This window comes from Gemmobacter sp. LW-1 (assembly GCF_001303875.1).
GTDB classification, from domain to species: Bacteria; Pseudomonadota; Alphaproteobacteria; order Rhodobacterales; family Rhodobacteraceae; genus Gemmobacter; species Gemmobacter caeni.
The window spans coordinates 73218-92741 of sequence record NZ_LJSC01000034.1; the positions used below are offsets into that span (position 1 = coordinate 73218).

A 19524-nucleotide genomic window follows, 5' to 3' on the forward strand; every position below is an offset into this window, starting at 1 on the left:
TATCTTCTGATGGGGCGCCCGCCGGTCACGCGGCGGCTGGATGTCCGCATCAACGGACGGCTGGCCGGAGAATACCGCTATACCCCCGCGGGCGGGGTGAGCTTTGCCTATGACGCCGACTGGCTGGCATGGGAATTTGCCTTCCCGATCTCGCGCCAGTTGCCGCTGATGGCGGGCAATCAGTCAGGGGCACATGTCAGCGCGGTGTTTGAAAACCTGCTGCCCGACAATGCCGATCTGCGCCGTCGTATCGCGGAACGGACCGCCGCGCACAGCGACCGCCCGCATGACCTGCTGGCCGCCATCGGGCGGGATTGCATCGGCGCGATGCAGTTCCTGCCGCAGGGCAGCGATCCGGGCGATCCCTTCCGCATTGAAGGGCTGCCGCAGGACGAGGCGCAAATCGCAGCCACGCTGCGCGAGCTTGCCACCGCACCGCTGGGCCTGAACGCGGATGAGTCCTTCCGCATCTCGCTGGCCGGGGCACAGGAAAAGACCGCCTTTCTGTGGCAGGAGGGCCGCTGGCTGAAACCCGTCGGGCTGACGCCCACCACCCATATCTTCAAACGGCGCATGGGGATCGTGTCGCACGGGATCGACATGACCGACAGTGTCGAGAATGAATGGCTGTGCCTGCGTCTTGCCGCCGCGTTTGGCCTGCCGGTAAACGAGGCGCGGATCGAAAGCTTCGAGGATCAGACGGTTCTGGTCGTCACCCGCTTTGACCGCACGCCCCGTCCGCGTGGTGGCATCCTGCGCCTGCCGCAAGAAGATTTCCTTCAGGCTCAGGGGCTTGAATCAGCACAGAAATATCAGGAGCATGGCGGTCCGGGGATGCAGGACGCTCTGCATCTGCTGGAAGGTTCGGCCGAACGGGCGGGCGATCAGCTACTGTTTCTGAAAGCCCAGATCGTGAACTGGTTGCTGGCGGCCATCGACGGACACGCCAAGAACTATTCGGTCTTCCTCGGGCCGGGCGGGTTTCGGATGACGCCGCTTTACGACATTCTCAGCGCCGCCCCTGCCATGGGGTCCGGCGCCTTCCGTCACCGCGAGTTGCGGCTGGCCATGTCTGTCGGGCGCAGGCGGCACTACCGGCTGGATCAGATCCAGCCCCGGCATTTCGACGAAACGGCTGCGCGCGCACGGGTCCCGCCAGAACTGCGGCGCCGGGCGTTCACCGATCTTGTGGCGGCGGGGCTTCCCGCCATCGAACGGGTCGCAGATATCTTGCCGGTCGGCTTTCCCGAACGGGTCGCGGAGCCGATCCTCGATCATGCGCGCAACCGCATGGCACTTCTGGAGGCGCAGACCGGGGCAGGTCTGGTCACCGGCCACTAGCCCGTTCAGATCAGGTGCAGCGCTTGCAGACGCTGCTGTGCCTCAGCGCAGATCGCCTTCAGATGCCCGGCCAGCCGCCCGGCGGTATCGACCCACGGCCGGTCCACCGGATGCAGGGCCGAAACCACAAAGCCCGGTGCCTGCGCAAATGCGCGCAGCACAACCCGATCCCCCAGATAGCCGAGCGCGGTCAGGGGGTTGAGGATGCTGACCCCAATGCCGCTGCGCACCATCTCGCAGGCGCCGTTGGCCGATTGCATGGTGACCGGCAGGCGCCGGGTCACCCCTGCCTCGTCGAACAGCCGGTCGAGGATCAGCCGGTAGGGATCTTTCGGTCCCAGCGAGACAAAGGCCTGATCCTCGAAATCCTGAAGGCGCAACGGCCCCGTGCCACTGGCCAGGGGATGCCCGGCAGGGATCAGGCAGACCTGGCGAAACAGTCCCAAAGGGATCACCTCGGTCGTGGGGTCATCATATTCTCCTTCGATCAGGCCAATGTCGAAGTTGAACCCCGAAATGGGCGACTGGTTGCGCGGATCGCCATTGTCTATCTCAATGGTCAGGCCCGGCGCCTCGCGGTGCAGCCGCGCCACCGCCTCGGGCAGCAGGCTTTGCGCGAAGGTCGGCAGGGTCGAGACCTGCAGAATCTCGCCAGAGGCGGCGCGCATCCGGTGCAGCGAGGCATTGATCTTGTCGAGGCCGGAATAAGCTTCTTCGATGGCGTGATAGAGCTTCAGCGCCCGTGCCGTCGGGTGCAGCCGCTGCCGGCGGCGTTCGAACAACTGGAAACCGACCGAGGCTTCCAGCCGCAACACCTCGCGCGTCAGGGTGGGTTGCGACGATCCCAGCGCAGCGGCGGCGGCCGTGACGGTGCCAAACTTCACGATGGCGCGGAACACGTCGACCTGCCGCAGGTTCAGTTCTGGTTTCACGGGGGCCTCCGATCATCGCCGCCATTCATATCCATAATGAATGAACTTCCATAGCCTTTTCTATATCCCCCGCCGCCACCTGCCGCTTAGCATTCCGTCGGGATTTCGTCGTCCTTTCAGCCGGGAACGCATCTTGTGACCATGCCAGCCGAAGCCAGCACCTTTCGCCTGAACCGCGCCGCGCAAGCCGGGCTGGACGCCCTGTTGCGCGAAGCCGGGGGGGCCTTCGGGGCCGGGCAGGTGGCAGTTTGTGCCGTGCTGAACGACCGACCGCTGGTCGAGGCCGATCCCGGCCCCTTCGCCGCGCAACCTGTCTGGGAGCATCGCGGCGATGCACAGATCTATCCGGCCTCGGTCTGCAAGATGTTCTATCTGGCCGCGCTGGCCGCTTTCGAGGCCGGGGGCCGCCTTGCGCTGGATGACGAGGATCATCGGGCCACCAAAGCGATGATCGGCATATCCTCGAACGATGCGACCACCTATTTGCTGGGTCGTCTGACAGGCGCTTTCGATGGCCCGGTGCTGGACCCCGCCGCACTGGAGGAATGGGTGACTGCGCGCCATCAGGTGCAGGACTGGCTGGAGGGGCTGGGCCTTCCGGCGCTGGCGGGCATCCAGCTGATTCATTCGACCTATGAGGACAGCCCCTATGGCCGCGCCCGTCAGGCGCGTCAGGTGCGGCCCGGCAACCAGCTTTCCGCCCGCGCCTGCGCCGCGATGCTGCATGAAATGTTGCGCGGTGCCTTGCCCGGGCGTGACTGGATGGCCGGGCATCTGTCGCGCGACTGGCAGCGCACCGCAGCCCCGGACCCCGAGGGTGACCAGATTGCCGGTTACCTGACCGGCGGCATTCCCGATGGGTTTCGCGTCTGGTCCAAAGCCGGGCATACCTCGTGGACGCGACATGATGTGGCGGCGATTTCTGCCCCCGATGGCCGTTCGGCCACGCTGGCGGTGATGACGGAAGGCCCCGCCGCCGCCGCCCATCCGGGCACCCTGCCCGCCTTCGCCCGCGCCTTCATCACCGAAGCCTTTGGCTGACCCTTCAAAGACAACAAACAAGATACACAACAGGAAGCTGACCATGACCCATTCGCCCGCATCCCTGATCCTGAGCCGCCGCCGCATGCTGGCCGCCATGCTTGCCAGCACTGCGGCTGCCGCCACCGGCCTTGCCCCCTTCGCCGCCCGCGCGCAGGACGCGGGCACGCCGCGCCCGGGCGGCAAGTTGCAGATGGTGGCGCCCTTCGGTTCGGCGCTGCAAAGCCTTGACCCGCATGCCACCTATGAATCGCAGGACATGGCGGTGTCGAAGGCCTTCCACCGCTCGCTGTACAACTGGGATTCGGCGACCAATTCGGTCGTGCTGGAACTGGCCTCCGAGGTGAAGGTCAGCGAGGATGGCAAGACCTTCACCTACAAGCTGCTCGACAACATCTTTTTCCACAACGGCCGCCAGATGGTTGCCGATGACGTGATCTGGTCCTATTCGCGCATCCTTGCGCCGGGCAGCAGCCTCTCGGCCATTTCCAACCTGCAAAACATCCTTGGCGCGCAGGATTATCTGGACGGCAAGGCCGATCATGTGGCGGGTCTGGCGAAGATCGACGACATGACTTTTTCGATCACCTTCGAAAGCTTCGCCGATCCCGGCTATCTGCTGTTCGAGGCGGTCACGGCGATCCTGCCGCGCGAGGCGGTGGAAAGCGGCGCCTTCCTGTCGAATCCGGTCGGCTGCGGCCCCTTCACCTTCGTTGAACATATCGAGGGTTCGCGCATTTCGGGCAAGAAGTTCGACAAGTATTTCAAGCCCGGCAAGCCTTATGCCGATGCCATCGAATTCACCATCACCGACGATTATTCGGCGCTGGATGTGGCTTTCCGCGCCGGTGAGATCGACGCGACCGTTCTGTCGGAAAACGGCTATGTGATGTATGCGCAAGACCCGGATCTGTCGAAGGGTCTGATCGAGATTGCCGAGATGTTCACCCGCCACATGGGTATGAACCTCGACATGAAACCCTTTGACGATGTTCGGGTGCGGCAGGCGATCAACTATGCGGTGGATCGCGACATCATCATCGAAAAGCTTTTGAAGAACAAGGCGTTCAAGGCGGTGGGCTGGCTGCCTACGCCGTCTTCGGGCTTTGATCCCGACCGCAAGCCCTATGCCTTTGATCCCGAAAAGGCCAGGGCGCTGCTGGCCGAGGCCGGGCTGGCCGATGGCGTCAGCTTTGAAGCCTGGGTGACCGATGCCACCTCGTCGCTGGGCGTGTTGCAGGCCATGACCCCCTTCCTTGCCGCCGTGGGCATCACCGTGACCCCCAAGGTGGTCGAGGCGGGCGTGCTGGTCGAGGCGATCAACAAGGGCGAGGCCCCCGCGTGGTTCCGCTCCAACGGCACCGGGCCGGACCCGATTTCGGCGCTGCGCAGCTTTGACAGCCGCCGCCCGCGTTCGACCAACCGGGCGGGCTTCAAGGATGCGGCCTATGACGCGATGCTGGACGAGGCCATGGCGACGGTCGATCCGGCCAAGCGGATTGAGCTGGTGAAGAAAGCCGATGCCTATATCTTCGAACAGGCGCCGGTCTGGTTCCACAACTACAACAAGGCTGTGCTGGCGACGCAGCCCTGGGTGCATGGCGTCGATGCCAATGTGACCGAGGCCGCGATCATCGAGGTCGATCAGGTCTGGCTGGACGAAAACGCGCCTTCGCGCTGATCTGCCTGCCGGGGGGCGGCTGACCGCCCCCTTGCCCGCTTTTCCTAGCCCGTGGGTCCGCCATGCTGAATGTCCTGCTCAGACGGCTTGTTCAGGCCGCGCTGACTGTCTTTGTCGTCATCACCCTTGTCTTCCTGCTGTTCAGCGTGATTCCGGGCACCTATGCCTCGTCGCTTCAGGCCGACAAGCGCGATGTCTCTGCCGAAGTACTGGAGCGGATCGAGACCGAGCTGGGTCTGAACGATCCGCTGCCGCAACGCTTTGGCCGCTACATGGCGGGGCTGGCGCAGGGCGATCTGGGCATCTCCTACGCCACCAAGCGCCCGGTGGCCGACATGCTGGCGGGGCGGATCTGGGCGTCGTTCCGGCTGGCGTGCGGTGCGATCCTGTTCGCGGTCTGCATCGGACTGCCGCTGGGGTTCTTTGCCGCGATGCGCCGGGGAACCTGGCTCGACACCGCCACCATGTCGCTGGCGGTATCAGGCCTCTCCATCCCGGCCTTCTGGGCGGGGCTGGTGCTGATGTATCTGTTCTCGCTGAAGCTGCACTGGCTGCCGACCTTCGGCTATGGCTCGGGCGGGCTGCGTCACCTGATCCTGCCCGCCATCACGCTGGGCATCGCGCCCATGGCGCTTCTGGCCCGCACCACCCGCGCCGCCGTGCTGGAGACTCTGAACGCCGATTTCATCCGCACCGCCCGCTCCAAGGGCATGTCAGAGCGGCGGCTTGTGCTGCGCCATCTGGCGCGGAATGCCTTCGTGCTGGTGCTGACCACGATCGGGCTGCAATTCGGCTCGATGCTGGGTGGGTCGGTCGTCATCGAAAAGCTGTTTGCCTGGCCGGGCGTCGGCTCGCTGCTGATCGATTCGGTCGGGCTGCGGGATCTGCCTGCGGTTCAGGGGGCCATTCTGGTGATCGTGCTGTTCTTCCTTCTGATCAACACGCTGGTCGACCTTGCCTATCTGGTGGTCGATCCGCGCATCCGCTACCGCTGAGGAGGCACCATGAAAGCCGGAGCCAACCTTTACGTCGGTGGCGGGATCATCCTGCTGATCGCGGTGCTGGCAATCTTTGCCCCGCTGATCGCCCCTTATGACCCCATCACCTCGGCCAATCTGATGTATGCCGAAGAGCCGCCCGGCGCCCAGTTCTGGCTGGGCACCGACGAACAGGGCCGCGATATCTTTTCCCGCATGGTCTATGGTGCGCGGATTTCACTGTTCATCGGTCTGGCGGTGCAGGTGATGAACACGGCCATCGGTGTCTCGCTCGGCCTGTCGGCCGGCTATATCGGCGGCTGGTGGGACGAGATGGTGCAGGGCCTGACCAACCTCATGCTGTCGATCCCGACCATTGTTTTTGCGCTGGCGCTCATGGCGATCCTCGGGCCGGGGCTTCTGAGTCTGCTGATCGCGCTTGGCATGACCGACTGGGCCTATAGCTGCCGGATTTCGCGTGCGCAGGTGCTGACGCAGAAGTCGCTGAACTATGTGCAATCGGCCCGCACGATGGGCTTCGGCCCGCTGCACGTGATGTTCCGCGAACTGCTGCCCAATATCGCGGGGCCGCTGATCGTGGTGGCCACCATGGGTGTCGGTTCCGCCATCATGGCGGAGGCATCGCTGTCCTTTCTGGGCCTTGGCGTGGTGCCCCCGAACCCGAGCTGGGGCGGCATGCTCTCCTCGGCGCGAGAACAACTGATGGTCGCGCCCTGGGTCGCCATCTTTCCGGGGCTGGCGCTGTTTGCCGCCGTTCTGGGCTTCAACCTTCTGGGCGATGGTCTGCGCGACCTGCTGGACCCGCATGGAAAGGGCCGCAAATGACCGAAACGGTTCTGGACGTCCGCGATCTTGCAATCAGCCTGTGTGACGGTCCCACGCCCGTCGCGGCGGTCGAGGGCGTGAATTTCAGCATCAACCGGGGCGAGGTTTTTGGCCTTGTCGGCGAATCCGGCTGCGGCAAGAGTCTTTGCGCACTGGCTCTGGCCGGGCTTCTGAAGGCGCCCATGGCGATCAGCGGCGGGCAAATTTTGCTGGAGGGTCGTGATTTGTCTACCCTTCCCACACGCGAGATGCGCCATCTGCGCGGCAACAAGGTGTCGATGATCTTTCAGGAGCCGATGACGGCGCTCAACCCGCTGATGACGGTGGGCGACCAGATCGGCGAGATGTTCGTGCTGCATCGCGGTCTGACCGCCCGTGCCGCCCGGATGAAAGCCATCGAGGCGTTGGAACAGGTGCAGGTCTCCAGCCCCGAACGGCGCATCAGGGCCTATCCGCATCAGCTTTCTGGCGGGATGCGGCAACGGGTGATGATTGCCATTGCGCTGGCCTGCGATCCGGCGCTGCTGATCGCAGACGAGCCGACCACCGCGCTGGATGTCACCATTCAGGCCGAGATCGTCGAACTGGTGCTGGACCTCTGCCGCGCGCGGGGCACGGCGGTGATGATGATTTCGCACGACCTCGGGCTGGTGGCGCGCATCTGCAACCGTGTGGCGGTGATGTATGCGGGCCAGATCGTCGAACAGCGCAGTGCAGGGGATATCTTCACCGCCCCGGCCCATCCCTATACCCGCGGGCTGGTCGATGCCCTGCCCCGGCTGGGGCGTCGGCTGGAGCGTGGGCAGAAACGGCTGACAGAGATCGGGGGCGTGGTGCCTGCGATCCGCGATTTCCCGCAGGGCTGCCGCTTCGCGCCACGCTGTGGCCGCGTCACCCCTGAATGCCGCGCGGCGCCCGTTTCGATGACCGATCTGAACAAGGGGGGCCGGGTCCGGTGTCTGCATCATGTCTGAGGCTGCAATGATCCCCGAAGCCGAACCCCTGCTGTCGGTACAGGGCCTCAGGGTGCATTATCCGGTGCGGCACGGCTGGCGCGGCAAGCCACTTGCCGTCAAGGCGGTGGATGGGGTCGATCTGACGTTGCACACGGGCCAGTGCCTTGGTCTGGTGGGGGAAAGCGGCTGCGGCAAATCCTCCATCGCGCAGGCGCTGCTGGGTCTGGTGCCCGCCACCGAAGGCGTGATCCGGCTGGACGGGCACGAGATCACCGGCAATGCGCGGGTTCCGGCCATGGCGCTGGCGCGGTCGGCGCAGATGGTGTTTCAGGACCCGATGTCGTCGCTCAACCCGCGCCAGACCATCCGCGAGATCCTGTCCGGTCCGCTGCGTCTGCATGGCATGACCGACCGGGCCGAGCGTGAGGCCCGTGTGGCCGAGATGCTGTCGCTGGTCGGCATGGCGCCGGAAGTCGCCAGCCGCTACCCGCACGAATTTTCCGGCGGCCAGCGCCAGCGGCTGTGCATCGCACGCGCGCTGATCCTGCGGCCGAAACTGGTGATCTGCGACGAACCCGTGTCAGCGCTGGACGTCTCGATCCGGGCGCAGATCATCAACCTTCTGCTGGAGCTGAAGGACAGGCTGGGCATTGCGCTGTTGCTCATCTCGCATGATCTGGGCGTGGTCGAACACATGAGCGACCGGATCGCTGTCATGTATCTGGGCCGGATCGTCGAGGAAGGCGGCTGGCGCGAGATTTTCACCGCCCCCGCCCATCCCTACACGCGCGCACTGATCTCCGCGATCCCCGATCCGATGCACCGAGACCGGGCGCCCGCCCGGCTGGGGGGCGAAATTCCCAGCCCGCTCAGCCCGCCGGAAGGCTGCGCCTTTCACCCGCGTTGTCCGCTGGCCATGCCCCGCTGCCGCAGCGGGGACGGACCCGAATTCACCCGCATCAGCGCCGATCATCGGGCGCGCTGTCATCTGCTGCAAACCGGAAACCCCCATGTCTGAGCTTTTTGCCGCCCCCATTCCCGAAATCGGGCCGGATCTGATCATCACGGTGCGCGCGGGGGATGATCCTGCCGCCCCGCATCGCGGCACGCTGACCATCGGTGACTGGTCCGTGCCCTGTGCCGTCGGCCGGTCGGGCATCGTCGATCCGGCGCTGAAACGCGAGGGTGATGGTGCCACCCCGGCAGGGCGCTTTGCCCTGCGCTACGGGTACTACGAGCCGGGCGTCTTTGCCGACGCCGAAATGGCCGAAATGGCCTTTCCGTTCAAGCCTAAGCCCGACAGCTATGACTGGATCGAGAACCCGGCCAGCCCCGATTACAACCGGATGCGCGCCCGCAGCCATAACGAGCCGCCGCCCGACCGCGCGCCGAAGTTGTTCGACATCTTCATCCCGCTGGGCTGGAACGATGCGGTGCCACGCGCGGCCGGGGGCAGCGCGATCTTCCTGCATGCCGCCCGCCCCGAGATGACGGGCACCGCCGGTTGTGTCGCCGTGCCGCATGACCAGTTGCTGAACCTTGCGCGCCGCCTGCGGCCGGGCATGATCATCGACATCGCCGCGCCCGATCAGACGGCAGGGCCGCTTGCCCTGCCCGACAGTCTGGAAAGCGTCAGCTTCCACAGCCTGCGGCCCGGCCCGCGCGTCATCGTGACCGGCGCCGTCCATGGTAACGAGGTCTGCGGGCCGAAGGCTATTGCCCGGATGATCGCCGAATTCCGCAGCGGGCGCCGCAAGCTGCTGTGTGGCTCGGTGACCTTCGTGCCGGTGGTCAATGCCCTGGCCTATCGGCTTGACCAGCGCGAGGGTGAGCGGAACCTGAACCGCAACCTCCGCGACTATCCGGTGCCGCAGGTCAACGAGGACCGGGTGGCGAATGTGCTGTGTCCGCTGCTGCGCGCCCATGACGTGCTGATCGACCTGCACTCCTTCGGGTCGGAAGGGCCCGCCTTTGCGCTGTTTGGCCCCGATGCGCCGGGCGGCGCGCTGGAACCCCATGCCCGCCCGGACGAGGAACGCCGCCTGATCCGCGCGCTGGGTCTGCCCTTCGCGGTGCAGGGCTGGATGCCCGCCCATCTGAAGGCGCTGGCGCAGCAGGGCCGGGCGCAGGACATCGCTCATGCCGTCGGCACCACCGAATTCATGCGGTTTGTCGGCGGGGCGGCGATCACGGTGGAATGCGGTTCGCACAAGGACCCGGCCTCGGTCGGTGTGGCCTATGACGTGATTGCACGCGGTCTGGCGGCACTTGACATGATCATGGCCGAAGCAGGCCCGCCGCCGCCCCCGCCGCAGATCCTCCAGATCGGCGATGCGATCTTTGCCGAAAGCGATGACGATCGTCTGTTGCGCAGCTTCGTCACCGGCGAGCCGGTCCGCGCGGGCGAGGTGATCGGTCAGCGTGCGGACGGCAGCCCGATCACCGCGCCGCATGACGGGGCGGTGATCTTTGCCAGCGGCAAGGTGAAGGCAGGAACCGAGATGTGCTTCCTCTGCCTTCACGGCGCCGCCGGATAGTAGCACGGTCAGGGCTGGCGGAACTCGCGGAACAGGGCTTGCAGCTTTTCATAGGCGGCGAAACGTCTGTCGTGCAGGGCGCGGCAGGCCGGGTCCGGCGTGATCGTCTCCTCCGCCACCGACATCGCGGCCATGGCCGTCGGCAGGTCGGGCCGGGCGCCATCTGCAATCGCGGCAGTCATCGCCGCGCCCAGCAGGACCGGCTCTTCCGTCGCGCAAACCGCGATGGCGGTGCCACTGGCATCGGCCAGCAACCGCCGCACCAGCGCACTGCGCCCCGCGCCGCCGCTGATCACCACGGTTTGCAGATCGGCGCCGCCCGCCTTCAGCGCGGCAACGATCTGGCGAAGCCCGTAGCCGATGGCGCAGATCCCGGCGAGGTAAAGCGCGATCAGGCTGTTCTCGTCTTCCTCCAGCCCGAGGCCCGCGATAATGGCGCGGGCGCCCGGATCGGCGAAAGGCGCGCGGTTGCCAAGAAATTCCGGAACCACATGCAGATCATCCAGCAGACCGGCAAGTGGCCGGTCCACCAGTGCGCGCGCGGCCTGTGCCTCAATCCAGCCGACGAGGCTCTGCCCGGCGGCTTCGGCCTGCCGCGTTGCCTCCGGGGCCAGCGGATGCAGTCGCACCAGATGATCTATCGCCGCCCCTGCCGCAGATTGCCCACCTTCGTTCAGCCAGAGACCGGGCACCAGTGCCGAGAAGTAAGGCCCCCAGACGCCCGGCACGAACGCCGGCTCAGCCGAAACGTTCAGCGTGCAGGCCGAGGTGCCAAAGACATAGGCCATGCGCTGAGCCAGATCGCCCGGCAGGCCCTGCGCCCCCAGCGTGCCCACCGCCCCGGCATGGGCGTCGATCAGCCCCATGCCCACGGCCAGCCCGGCCGGAAGCCCAAGCTCCGTCGCGGCTGCGGCCTCCAGCCCGCCGGGAATGGCGGTGCCGGGCGGGCGGATCTCCGGCCCGATGCGGGCAAAACCCGCCTCCGCCAGATCCGCGAGGCCGATGGCCCGGAAATAGGAGGCATCCCATGCCTGCTCATGCGCCATATAGGTCCATTTGCAGGCCACCGTGCAGGTGGATCGCCACAGGCTGCCGGTGGCTTTCCACGTCAGGAAATCCGTCAGATCCATGAAATGCGCCGCCCCGGCATAGGTGTCGGGCAGATGCTCTTTCAGCCACAGAAGCTTCGGCGTCTCCATCTCGGGTGAGATTCGCCCGCCCACATGGTCAAGCACCCGATGGCGGGTTGCGTTGATCCGCCCGGCCTGCGCCTCGGCGCGGTGGTCCATCCAGACGATCACATTGCGGTCCGCCTCGCCTGCGTCATTCACTGGCAGGGGACAGCCTTCAGGGCCAAGGACGACCAGCGAGCAGGTCGCGTCAAAGCCGATGCCACGCACAGCCTGCGGCGACCGGCCCGACAGCGCCAGCGCACTGCGCGTGGCCTGACACACCGCTGCCCAGATATCCGCCGAGGATTGTTCCACATGATGCGGCCTGGGGCGCCAGATCTTCAGCGGGTGGCTGGCGGTCGCAAGCAGCTGTCCGCTTGCGTCAAAGACACCGGCCCGCGCACTGCCGGTTCCGACATCGACGCCGATGTAACAGGCCGGGGTCATCGCAGCCTCCTTACAGGTCAAGATTGCGGGGCACGATCACCAGATCGCGGATCGTGACATTCGGGTCGCGGGTCAGCATGAACATCACCGCCTCCGCCACTTCGGCGGGCTGCATCAGGCTGCCTTCGGCCAGGGCCTGCTCCAGCTTCTCGCGCGGCCAGTCGTCAATCAGGGGCGTCACCACCGGGCCGGGCAACACCGCGCCCACACGGATGCCCTGCCCCATCACCTGCCGCCGGACAGTATGAACGAAAGCCTGCACCGCGAATTTGGAGGCGGTGTAGATCGGCTCCCAGATCACTGGTACGACGCCCGCCACTGACGAGGTCATGATGATATCGCCGGAACCGCGTTGCACCATATGGCCCAGAACCGCATGAACCGACCGGAAGGCCGCGTTGATGTTCAGGTTCAGCACCCGGTCCCAGACGGCGGGGTCGCCCCCGGCCACCGCGCCGCCGACATAGGCCCCGGCATTGGCGTGGAAGATGTCCAGCCCCGATGCCCGATCCAGAATGGCGGGCATCATCCCGGCCACGCTTTCGGCGTCCAGCAGATCGACGACCAGCGGAAGGGCCGCAGGCCCGAGTTCGGCTACCGCCCGGTCCAGCGCAGCGGCATCACGGTCGATGAGGAAGGTTCGCACCCCGGCCCCCACCAGATGCCGCGCACATTCCAGCCCGATCCCCGAGGCGGCTCCGGTGATTGCCGCTGTCTTTCCGTTCAGTGTCTGTGCCATGTCGCTTTATCTCAATGGGGGGTGCCGGGCTGATCCGGCAGGTCGCTCGCCGGAAACAGGCGGGCATCGGCGGGGGCGAAGGAAAAGGTGATGTCCTGCCCCGGTTGCAGTTCCAGGTCGCCGGGCACGACGGCCAGAACCGACTGGCCGCTATGCAGGCGCAGATTGACCACGGTTTCCGTGCCCATCCGCTCCAGCAGGACAACATGGCCGTGCAGGGGGCGGCGGTCTGCGGCCTGATCCGGTTTCAACGCCTGCGGACGAATGCCCAGAATGGCCGGGCCGGGCATGGTGATGCGCCCGGCGGCCACGGCCACCGGCCCGACCCCGGCGGCAGAGACCTGCGCCATACCACCATTGAGACTGTCAACCGTCACCGGCAGAAAGTTCATCCGTGGACTGCCGATGAAGCCCGCGACAAAGGCGTTGCAAGGGTCGCGGAACAGGTCGATCGGGCGGCCGACCTGCTGCACGATCCCGCCGTTCAGAACGACGATCCTGTCCGCCAGCGTCATCGCCTCGACCTGATCATGGGTCACATAGATCATCGTCGCGCCCAGATCGCGGTGCAGCCTGGCAATCTCCATCCGCATGTCCATGCGCAGCGCCGCGTCGAGGTTCGACAGCGGCTCGTCGAACAGGAAGACCGAAGGTTCGCGCACGATGGCGCGGCCGATGGCGACCCGCTGGCGCTGGCCCCCGGAAAGCTGGCTGGGCTTGCGGTCCAGAAGATGTGTGATTTGCAGGATCTCGGCGGCGCGGGCGACGCGGGCGGTGGCTTCGGCGCGCGGCGTCTTGCGCAGCGACAGTCCGAAGCCCATGTTTTCGGCCACCGTCAGATGCGGATAAAGCGCATAGGACTGGAAGACCATGGCAATGCCCCGGTCGCGTGGCGACAGGTCATTGGCGCGCTTGCCACCGATGTCGAGCGTCCCGTTCGAGATCTCTTCAAGCCCCGCAATCATCCGCAGCAGCGTGGACTTGCCGCACCCGGAAGGCCCCACGAAAACGACAAACTCGCCGTCGCGGATCTCCAGATCCACGCCCTTGATGACGGAATGTCCGCCGTAATCCTTCTTCACACCTGTAAGCCGCAGATCGGCCATGGTGTCCTCCGTTGTTAGGCAGGTGACGGGCCCCGGCCTGCGGGGCCCTTTGGCGGCGGATCAGCCGGGAATGGCGACCGCCTCGGTTTCGGGGGTCAGCCGCTCGCCCATCAGGCCGCGCAGATAGGCACCGTGGGTCAGCAAGTCGCGGCGCAGGGCATGAATATCCACCTCATGTGGCCGGATATCCTGCCGGATCGCCAGCGCGGCCGCGCGACCCGCAGCCTCGCCCATCGCCATGCAGGTCGCCATCACACGGATCGCACCCATCGCCTCATGCGTGGTGGAAATCGCGCGCCCGGCCACGATCAGGTTTTCCACCCGCTGCGGCAGAAGCGAGCGATAGGGGATGTCGTAGCAATCCCCGCACCAGATCAGGGTACAGCCTTCGTCGCCGGGGCGGTGAATGTCGATGGGGTAAGAGGCAACGGCAATCGCATCCTCGAAATGCCGGCACCCCAGGACATCCTGTTCGTTCATGACATAGCGCCCGACGATGCGCCGGGTTTCGCGAATGCCGAGGAAAGGCGCGGTCTTGGTAAAATGCGCCTTCTCGAACCCCGGAACATAGTTGACCAGATATTCCACGATATCGTCGATCTGCCGCCGGGCCACGATCTCGCCATTGGACAACGAGCGGGCATCGGTGCCATCGGTGCCCGCGACGCGGGTCATGTTGATCCAGGCCTCGCCTTTCTTCAGCCCTGTGATGATGATCGTGCGCTCGTTCGGAATATCAAGATCGCGCTCCTGCCTGGCCTTCGCCATCAACTCGCGCAGACCCACCACGATGAACTGGTGGTTCTGGCCGAAGTAATCGGCGGGGATGAAATCGGTCAGATAGGTGCGCGCCTCTTTCGGGGCATTGGCGATGGCCATCCGCAGCTTGTCGGTATCCACATCCGACAGGCAGAACATCAGCGTGGGCGGCTGCATCCCGCCATGTTCATTGCCCTTTTCGGTCACGACCCCGGCGCGGTGGGCCACATCTGCATCGCCGGTACAGTCGATCACGACGCGGGCCATCACGGCGCTGCGCCCCGATTTGCTTTCGGTGATGACGCCCCGGATCGTGTGGCCGTCCTCATCCATCACCACGCCCGCGACGAAGGTGTAGAACACCACATCCACCCCGGCTTCGGTCAGCATCTCAAGGCCCACGGTCTTGACGGCCTCGGGTTCCACCAGTGTGATGCCCATATGCAGCGGGCAGGCCCGGTGTTCCGAGGCCGCCTCGCGCGCCTTCAGCCGGTCGATGAATTTCTGTGGCAGCCCTTCGATGATCTGGTTGCCCTTCTGCCCAAGGAAGCCCAGCACCGGCAGGCCGATGGTCATGTTGCCGCCGACGAAGCTGCGGCTTTCCAGCAGACCGACCCGCAGACCGCTTTCCGCCGCTGCCAGCGCCGAAGTCAGCCCCGCCGGACCGCCGCCGACGACAAGCACATCATAGTCCGCGCTGACGGGGATTTCGCGGGCGGGTTCGTGGATGGTGGCAGTCTGTGCCATGTTTCGCAGATCCTAATCGTGGAATTCGGAAAAGGGGAAGGACGGCGGGGCCATGACAGCCCCGCCCGAAGCCTGAGGGTCAGGGCAGCAGCGGTGCCACCCGTTCGGAGATCGCGGCCACCGCCTCGGCCGGGGTCTTGCGACCCATGACGGCAAGCTGGACTTCCTCAAGGAACAGCGCCTGCGCGCGGGCGGCTTCGGGGAAGGGCGGGAAGGCACCGCGCGCATTGGCCAGCGCCTCAGCCTCAATGGCAGCCAGCGGGTTCTTCTCGATCAGCCTGGGGTCCGAGAGGGTCGAGACCCGCGCCGCGCCATTGCCGTTCAGCGCCATGCCCAGCGTGGTTTCTGGTGAGGAAACCTGCCTGATGTAGCTCCAGGCCAGATCCTTGTCCCTGGCATTGGCCGGGATCACCATGGCCCAGGCCTCCACCACCGCCGCCATCGGAGTCTTGCCGACCAGTCCCCCCGTCACCGGGAAGCCCACCGCCTTGATGCGGCCGGGGAATTTGGATTGCTCAGGATTGTTGAGCTGCGCCGCACGGGCAAAGGGCAGCACGGTGAAGGCTGCACGCCCCTGCTGCATCCAGGTGACCTGATCGTCATTCTTGGTGGTGGCATAACTGCGTGGCAATGAGCCGTCGGCGAACATTCCCGCAAGCACCGTCAGTGCCTGTTCCATCGCGGCGGGATCGGGCAGCAGCCTGAAATCCTGCGTGAGGAAATCGCCACCGAAAGCACGGGCAAACATCACCGGGAAGACCGCCAGATCCGAGGCCAGCACCATGCCGGTCGCGATCTTGTCGGCCGAAATCTTCTGCGCCTGCGCGACCAGCTCCTCCAGCGTGGCGGGCGGTGCGGTGAAGCCCGCCTGTTCCAGCAGATCTTCGTTGTAGAACAGCGCCTGCGTCGCCGTGCGCACCGGAATGCCGATCAGCTTGCCGTCGATGGTCATGCCTTTGATCAGACCGGGGGCCAGATCCGCGAAATCGGCAATCGGGTCTTTTTCCTGCCAGCCATCCAGCGGTTCGAACAGACGTGCGATATCCGAGGTGGGGCGGTTGTCGACCATGTATCCCACGCTGAATTCGGTTTCCGGCAGGCTCGCCTCGCGGAACAGCCGGTCCATCAGCGGGTTGGAATCGAAGGTGGTGAAGGCCAGATCGGCGTCATTGGCCGTTTTCCAGCCCGCCATCAGATCGCCCTCACCCTCGCCCAAAACCGCCTGATGGACCCGGTGACTGAGGATATTCAGCACTTTGCCCGCCGCGAGGGCCGGGGCGGCCGTCAGCAGCGCCAGCGTCCCGGTTGCGCTGGCCAGAAATCCGCGGCGGTTCATCTGCATCGGTCTTGTCATGGTGTCTCCTCCCAGAAACATGGATCAGCCTTTGGTGGCACCGGCGGTCAGCCCGGCCACGAGGTAGCGGTTCATCAGGATCACGAAGGCCAGAACCGGCGCGAGCTGGACGGTCGAGGCGGCGAACAGCACGCCCCAGTCCACCCCGTCGATCGAGCCGATCATCTCGGAAATCACGAGCGGCGCGGTCTTGGCATTGGTCCCGGTGAAGATGAAAGCGAACAGGAATTCGTTCCAGGCGAAGACGATCACGAAGACCGCCACCGCAAAGATACCGGGCGCCGCCAGCGGCACGATCACCCGCCACAGGATTGTAAGCCGCGATGCACCGTCGATGGCCGCCGCCTCGTCCAGATCGCGGGGGATCTGGTCGATGAAGGTGCGCATCAGCACCGTGCCCAGCGAAACGAAGAAGGTCGCGTAAAGCACGATCAGCACCAGATGGGTGTCGGCCAGCCCCAGACGGTTCACGATGGGAAACAGCGGCAGCGTCACCACGATGGGCGGGATCAGACGCACCGCGATCAGCCCGACGACCGACAGGTCCAGCCAGCGCGCGGCATGGCGCGAAAAGGCATAGCCCGCGCAGGTCGAGGCCACGACGGCCAGCACCGTCGCCCCGATGGTGATGAGGAGCGAATTCCAGAGCCCGCGGAAGAACACCCCCCATTGCGCCCAGAGCGTCGTGTAATGCTGCAAGGTCGGCTCGAAAACCCATTGCGGCGGCACGGCGAAGATGTCCTGTCCCGGCTTCACCGACGAGGCGACGATGAAGACGATCGGGAACAGCGACCAGACAAGGATCGCGGCCACGGCCAGCGTCTTGCCAATCGGAACGAGAAGGGATTCAGCGCGCATTCTTCACCTGCCGACGCAAGAGCCAGATATAACCGGATGCCAGCACCAGAGAGGCGATCACCATCAGCAGCGCCGTGGCCGAGGCGGTGCCGAAAGCGTTGTAGCTGAACGCCTCCTGATACAGATAAACCGCCACCACTTCGGTCGAGCGGGCCGGGCCACCCCCGGTCAGCAGCCAGACTTCGGAAAACATGCGGAACGCAAAGATATAGCGGAACAGCAGTGCCACGATGATCGCCGGCCCCATCAGCGGCAGCGTCACCCGCCAGAAACATTGCAGCCGCGTGGCGCCGTCGATCCGCGCCGCCTCGTACAGGTCGGCAGGCATGGCCAGCCGGGCCGCATAGAGGATGACGAAGGTGAAGGGCAGATGCATCCAGATGGTCAGCAGGATGATCATGATCATCGCATGGCTGGGCTCGTAGGACCATTCGAGCACGGGCAGACCCAGCGCCTGCAAGGCAAGCGTGACCGGGCCGATGTCCAGATCGAACAGAAAGCGCCACATCGCGACCGCGACCACCTCGGACACCGCATAGGGCGCCAGAACGGCAACCAGCAGGAAGCGGCGGAACTTCACCCCGCTGTTGAACAGCAGCGCCATCCCCAGCGCGACAAGCATTTCCAGATGCACCGCGACCACCACGATGATCACCGTGTTCCACATCGCACTGCGGAACGCCGGGTCCGACAGGACGCGCAGATAATTCTGCCACCCGACGAATTCCGGTGCCTGACCGAAGCTCGACAGATGAAAGCTCAGCCAGACGACATAGAGCGCTGGCAGGATCACGACGCACAGCAGCAACAGCTGCACGGGCGCAAGCAGGGGTATTACCCCCAGAAACGTGGTCTTCCTCACGGCATATCTCCCCGACCGGCGCGAGGCCGGTCTCTCCTTCGGTCGGCCGGTCCGGTCAGGCCGGAACCGCCCCCACGGAATCGCGGCGTTGCAGCGGCGCCTCCAGCACGATCCGGGCCGGTGCTTCCTCGGAACCGTCCATTCTTTCCATCAGCCTGGTCCAGGCCGCAGCCGCGATGTCGCGGATCGGCTGGCGTACGGCAGAGAGCGGCACCTTGCGGGCCGTCATCCAGGCGTAGTCGTCAAATCCCACCAGCGAGACCGCCCCCGGAATGTCGATTCCGCGCTGTGCAAAGGCGGTCAGAACCGCGAGTGTGGTCACGTTGGTCATTGCGATCACCGCTGTCGGATGGCTGTTCCGGGCCAGCCATGCCTCCAGCCGGGCCGCCCCGGTTTCCACGTCGGGACCAAGCTCGATGATCCGGGGCGGCTGGCCTGCGTGGTGATGGCAGGCTCCGCTGATGCCACGGATACGCTCGGCAATCGGACGCAGGGCCGCGACGGAGGCCGCGATCAGGATATCCCGGTGCCCCAGATCCAGCACATGCTCGGCCGCCTCGCGCCCGGCGGCATGGTTATCCACTGTCACGGTGTCGACCGGCAGGTCGTCCTCACCGATACGGTCGACCAGAACCATTGGCAGGCCCGGAAATTCGCGGCGCAGATTTTCGGGGATCTGGTTGGTGCAGGGCACTGCGATCAGGCCCGAAGGCTTCCACCCCAGCAGCGCGTCGAGCTGCGCCCTTTCGTGGCGGGCATCATCGCGCGAGGTGGCGACCAGCACCTGAAAGCCGTCAGCCTCGGCCAGTTCCTCAAGATGCGACACCAGCGAGGCGAAGAATGTATCCGCGAGGCTGGGCACCAGCACGCCCACCACCCGCACCCTGCCCGACCGCAACTGCGAGGCGGCGATGTTCTTCTGATAGCCAAGCGCGCGGGCGGCGTCCTCGACCCGCTGGATGATATCGGGGCTGACGGATTTCCGCCCGCTGAACGCATTGGAAACCGTTGCGATCGACACGCCCGCCTGTGCCGCCACATCCTTGATGGTGATTCTTGACACGGCGCCTCGCTTGGCAAAACGTTTAACTTCATTTGTTAAACGTTTAACCTTCACTGCAACCTTCTGTCAACCGGGATCTTTCGCGGGACGTTTTGCGGGACACCCG

At 65.4% G+C, this 19524-nt stretch carries 17 protein-coding genes; 8 read left to right on the forward strand and 9 right to left on the reverse strand.

Going from position 1 to position 19524, the window contains the following annotated elements:
- A partial coding sequence (locus AO684_RS07335) for a type II toxin-antitoxin system HipA family toxin (RefSeq protein WP_235451233.1) occupies positions 1–1341 on the forward strand: 1341 nt, incomplete at its 5' end.
- A 5-nt stretch (positions 1342–1346) separates the two neighbouring features.
- Here the strand turns inward: AO684_RS07335 and AO684_RS07340 are convergent.
- Complete coding sequence (locus tag AO684_RS07340) at positions 1347–2273, reverse strand: LysR substrate-binding domain-containing protein (RefSeq protein ID WP_054302092.1); 927 nt, start codon at positions 2271–2273, stop codon at positions 1347–1349.
- Between the two features lie 141 nt (positions 2274–2414).
- On the opposite strand from AO684_RS07340, the gene AO684_RS07345 reads away from it, so the two are divergent.
- From AO684_RS07345 to AO684_RS07375, 7 genes are all read left to right on the forward strand, one after another.
- Positions 2415–3314 (forward strand): serine hydrolase, encoded by a 900-nt coding sequence (locus AO684_RS07345; protein ID WP_054302093.1) that lies wholly within the window; start codon positions 2415–2417, stop codon positions 3312–3314.
- A 43-nt stretch (positions 3315–3357) separates the two neighbouring features.
- On the forward strand, positions 3358–4995 hold the full coding sequence (locus tag AO684_RS07350; RefSeq protein ID WP_054302094.1) for an ABC transporter substrate-binding protein: 1638 nt from the start codon (positions 3358–3360) through the stop codon (positions 4993–4995).
- Positions 4996–5057: 62 nt separating this feature from the next.
- A complete protein-coding gene (locus AO684_RS07355) occupies positions 5058–5990 on the forward strand; it encodes an ABC transporter permease (RefSeq protein ID WP_054302095.1) in 933 nt (310 codons plus the stop codon).
- Between the two features lie 9 nt (positions 5991–5999).
- Positions 6000–6818, forward strand: coding sequence for an ABC transporter permease (locus tag AO684_RS07360; protein WP_054302096.1), 819 nt, complete (start codon positions 6000–6002; stop codon positions 6816–6818).
- Positions 6815–7792 carry an ABC transporter ATP-binding protein gene (locus tag AO684_RS07365; protein ID WP_054302097.1) on the forward strand — a complete coding sequence of 326 codons (978 nt, stop codon included), beginning with the start codon at positions 6815–6817 and terminating at the stop codon, positions 7790–7792. Before AO684_RS07360 ends, AO684_RS07365 begins: the two co-directional genes overlap by 4 nt.
- A complete protein-coding gene (locus AO684_RS07370) occupies positions 7785–8792 on the forward strand; it encodes an ABC transporter ATP-binding protein (RefSeq protein ID WP_082400808.1) in 1008 nt (335 codons plus the stop codon). The genes AO684_RS07365 and AO684_RS07370 overlap by 8 nt, the downstream gene beginning before the upstream one ends.
- Positions 8785–10311 (forward strand): succinylglutamate desuccinylase/aspartoacylase family protein, encoded by a 1527-nt coding sequence (locus AO684_RS07375; protein WP_054302099.1) that lies wholly within the window; start codon positions 8785–8787, stop codon positions 10309–10311. Before AO684_RS07370 ends, AO684_RS07375 begins: the two co-directional genes overlap by 8 nt.
- Before the next feature lie 8 nt (positions 10312–10319).
- On the opposite strand, the gene AO684_RS07380 is transcribed toward AO684_RS07375, so the two are convergent.
- The 8 genes from AO684_RS07380 to AO684_RS07415 all read right to left on the reverse strand — a co-directional run bounded on the left by AO684_RS07380 (position 10320) and on the right by AO684_RS07415 (position 19418).
- On the reverse strand, positions 10320–11930 hold the full coding sequence (locus AO684_RS07380; protein WP_054302100.1) for an FGGY-family carbohydrate kinase: 1611 nt from the start codon (positions 11928–11930) through the stop codon (positions 10320–10322).
- Between the two features lie 10 nt (positions 11931–11940).
- Positions 11941–12669: an SDR family oxidoreductase gene (locus tag AO684_RS07385; RefSeq protein ID WP_054302101.1), complete on the reverse strand. Its 729-nt coding sequence runs from the start codon at positions 12667–12669 to the stop codon at positions 11941–11943.
- 11 nt (positions 12670–12680) lie between these two features.
- Entirely contained in the window at positions 12681–13775 is a 1095-nt protein-coding gene (locus AO684_RS07390; RefSeq protein WP_054302102.1) for an ABC transporter ATP-binding protein, read from the reverse strand.
- 60 nt (positions 13776–13835) lie between these two features.
- Positions 13836–15281 carry an FAD-dependent oxidoreductase gene (locus AO684_RS07395; RefSeq protein ID WP_054302103.1) on the reverse strand — a complete coding sequence of 482 codons (1446 nt, stop codon included), beginning with the start codon at positions 15279–15281 and terminating at the stop codon, positions 13836–13838.
- 79 nt (positions 15282–15360) lie between these two features.
- Positions 15361–16635 (reverse strand): ABC transporter substrate-binding protein, encoded by a 1275-nt coding sequence (locus tag AO684_RS07400; protein ID WP_054302104.1) that lies wholly within the window; start codon positions 16633–16635, stop codon positions 15361–15363.
- A 24-nt stretch (positions 16636–16659) separates the two neighbouring features.
- Positions 16660–17493, reverse strand: coding sequence for a carbohydrate ABC transporter permease (locus AO684_RS07405; protein ID WP_054302105.1), 834 nt, complete (start codon positions 17491–17493; stop codon positions 16660–16662).
- On the reverse strand, positions 17483–18355 hold the full coding sequence (locus AO684_RS07410; protein ID WP_054302106.1) for a carbohydrate ABC transporter permease: 873 nt from the start codon (positions 18353–18355) through the stop codon (positions 17483–17485). The genes AO684_RS07405 and AO684_RS07410 overlap by 11 nt, the downstream gene beginning before the upstream one ends.
- A gap of 55 nt (positions 18356–18410) precedes the next feature.
- Positions 18411–19418, reverse strand: coding sequence for a LacI family DNA-binding transcriptional regulator (locus tag AO684_RS07415; protein ID WP_054302107.1), 1008 nt, complete (start codon positions 19416–19418; stop codon positions 18411–18413).
- Positions 19419–19524 lie beyond the last annotated feature (106 nt).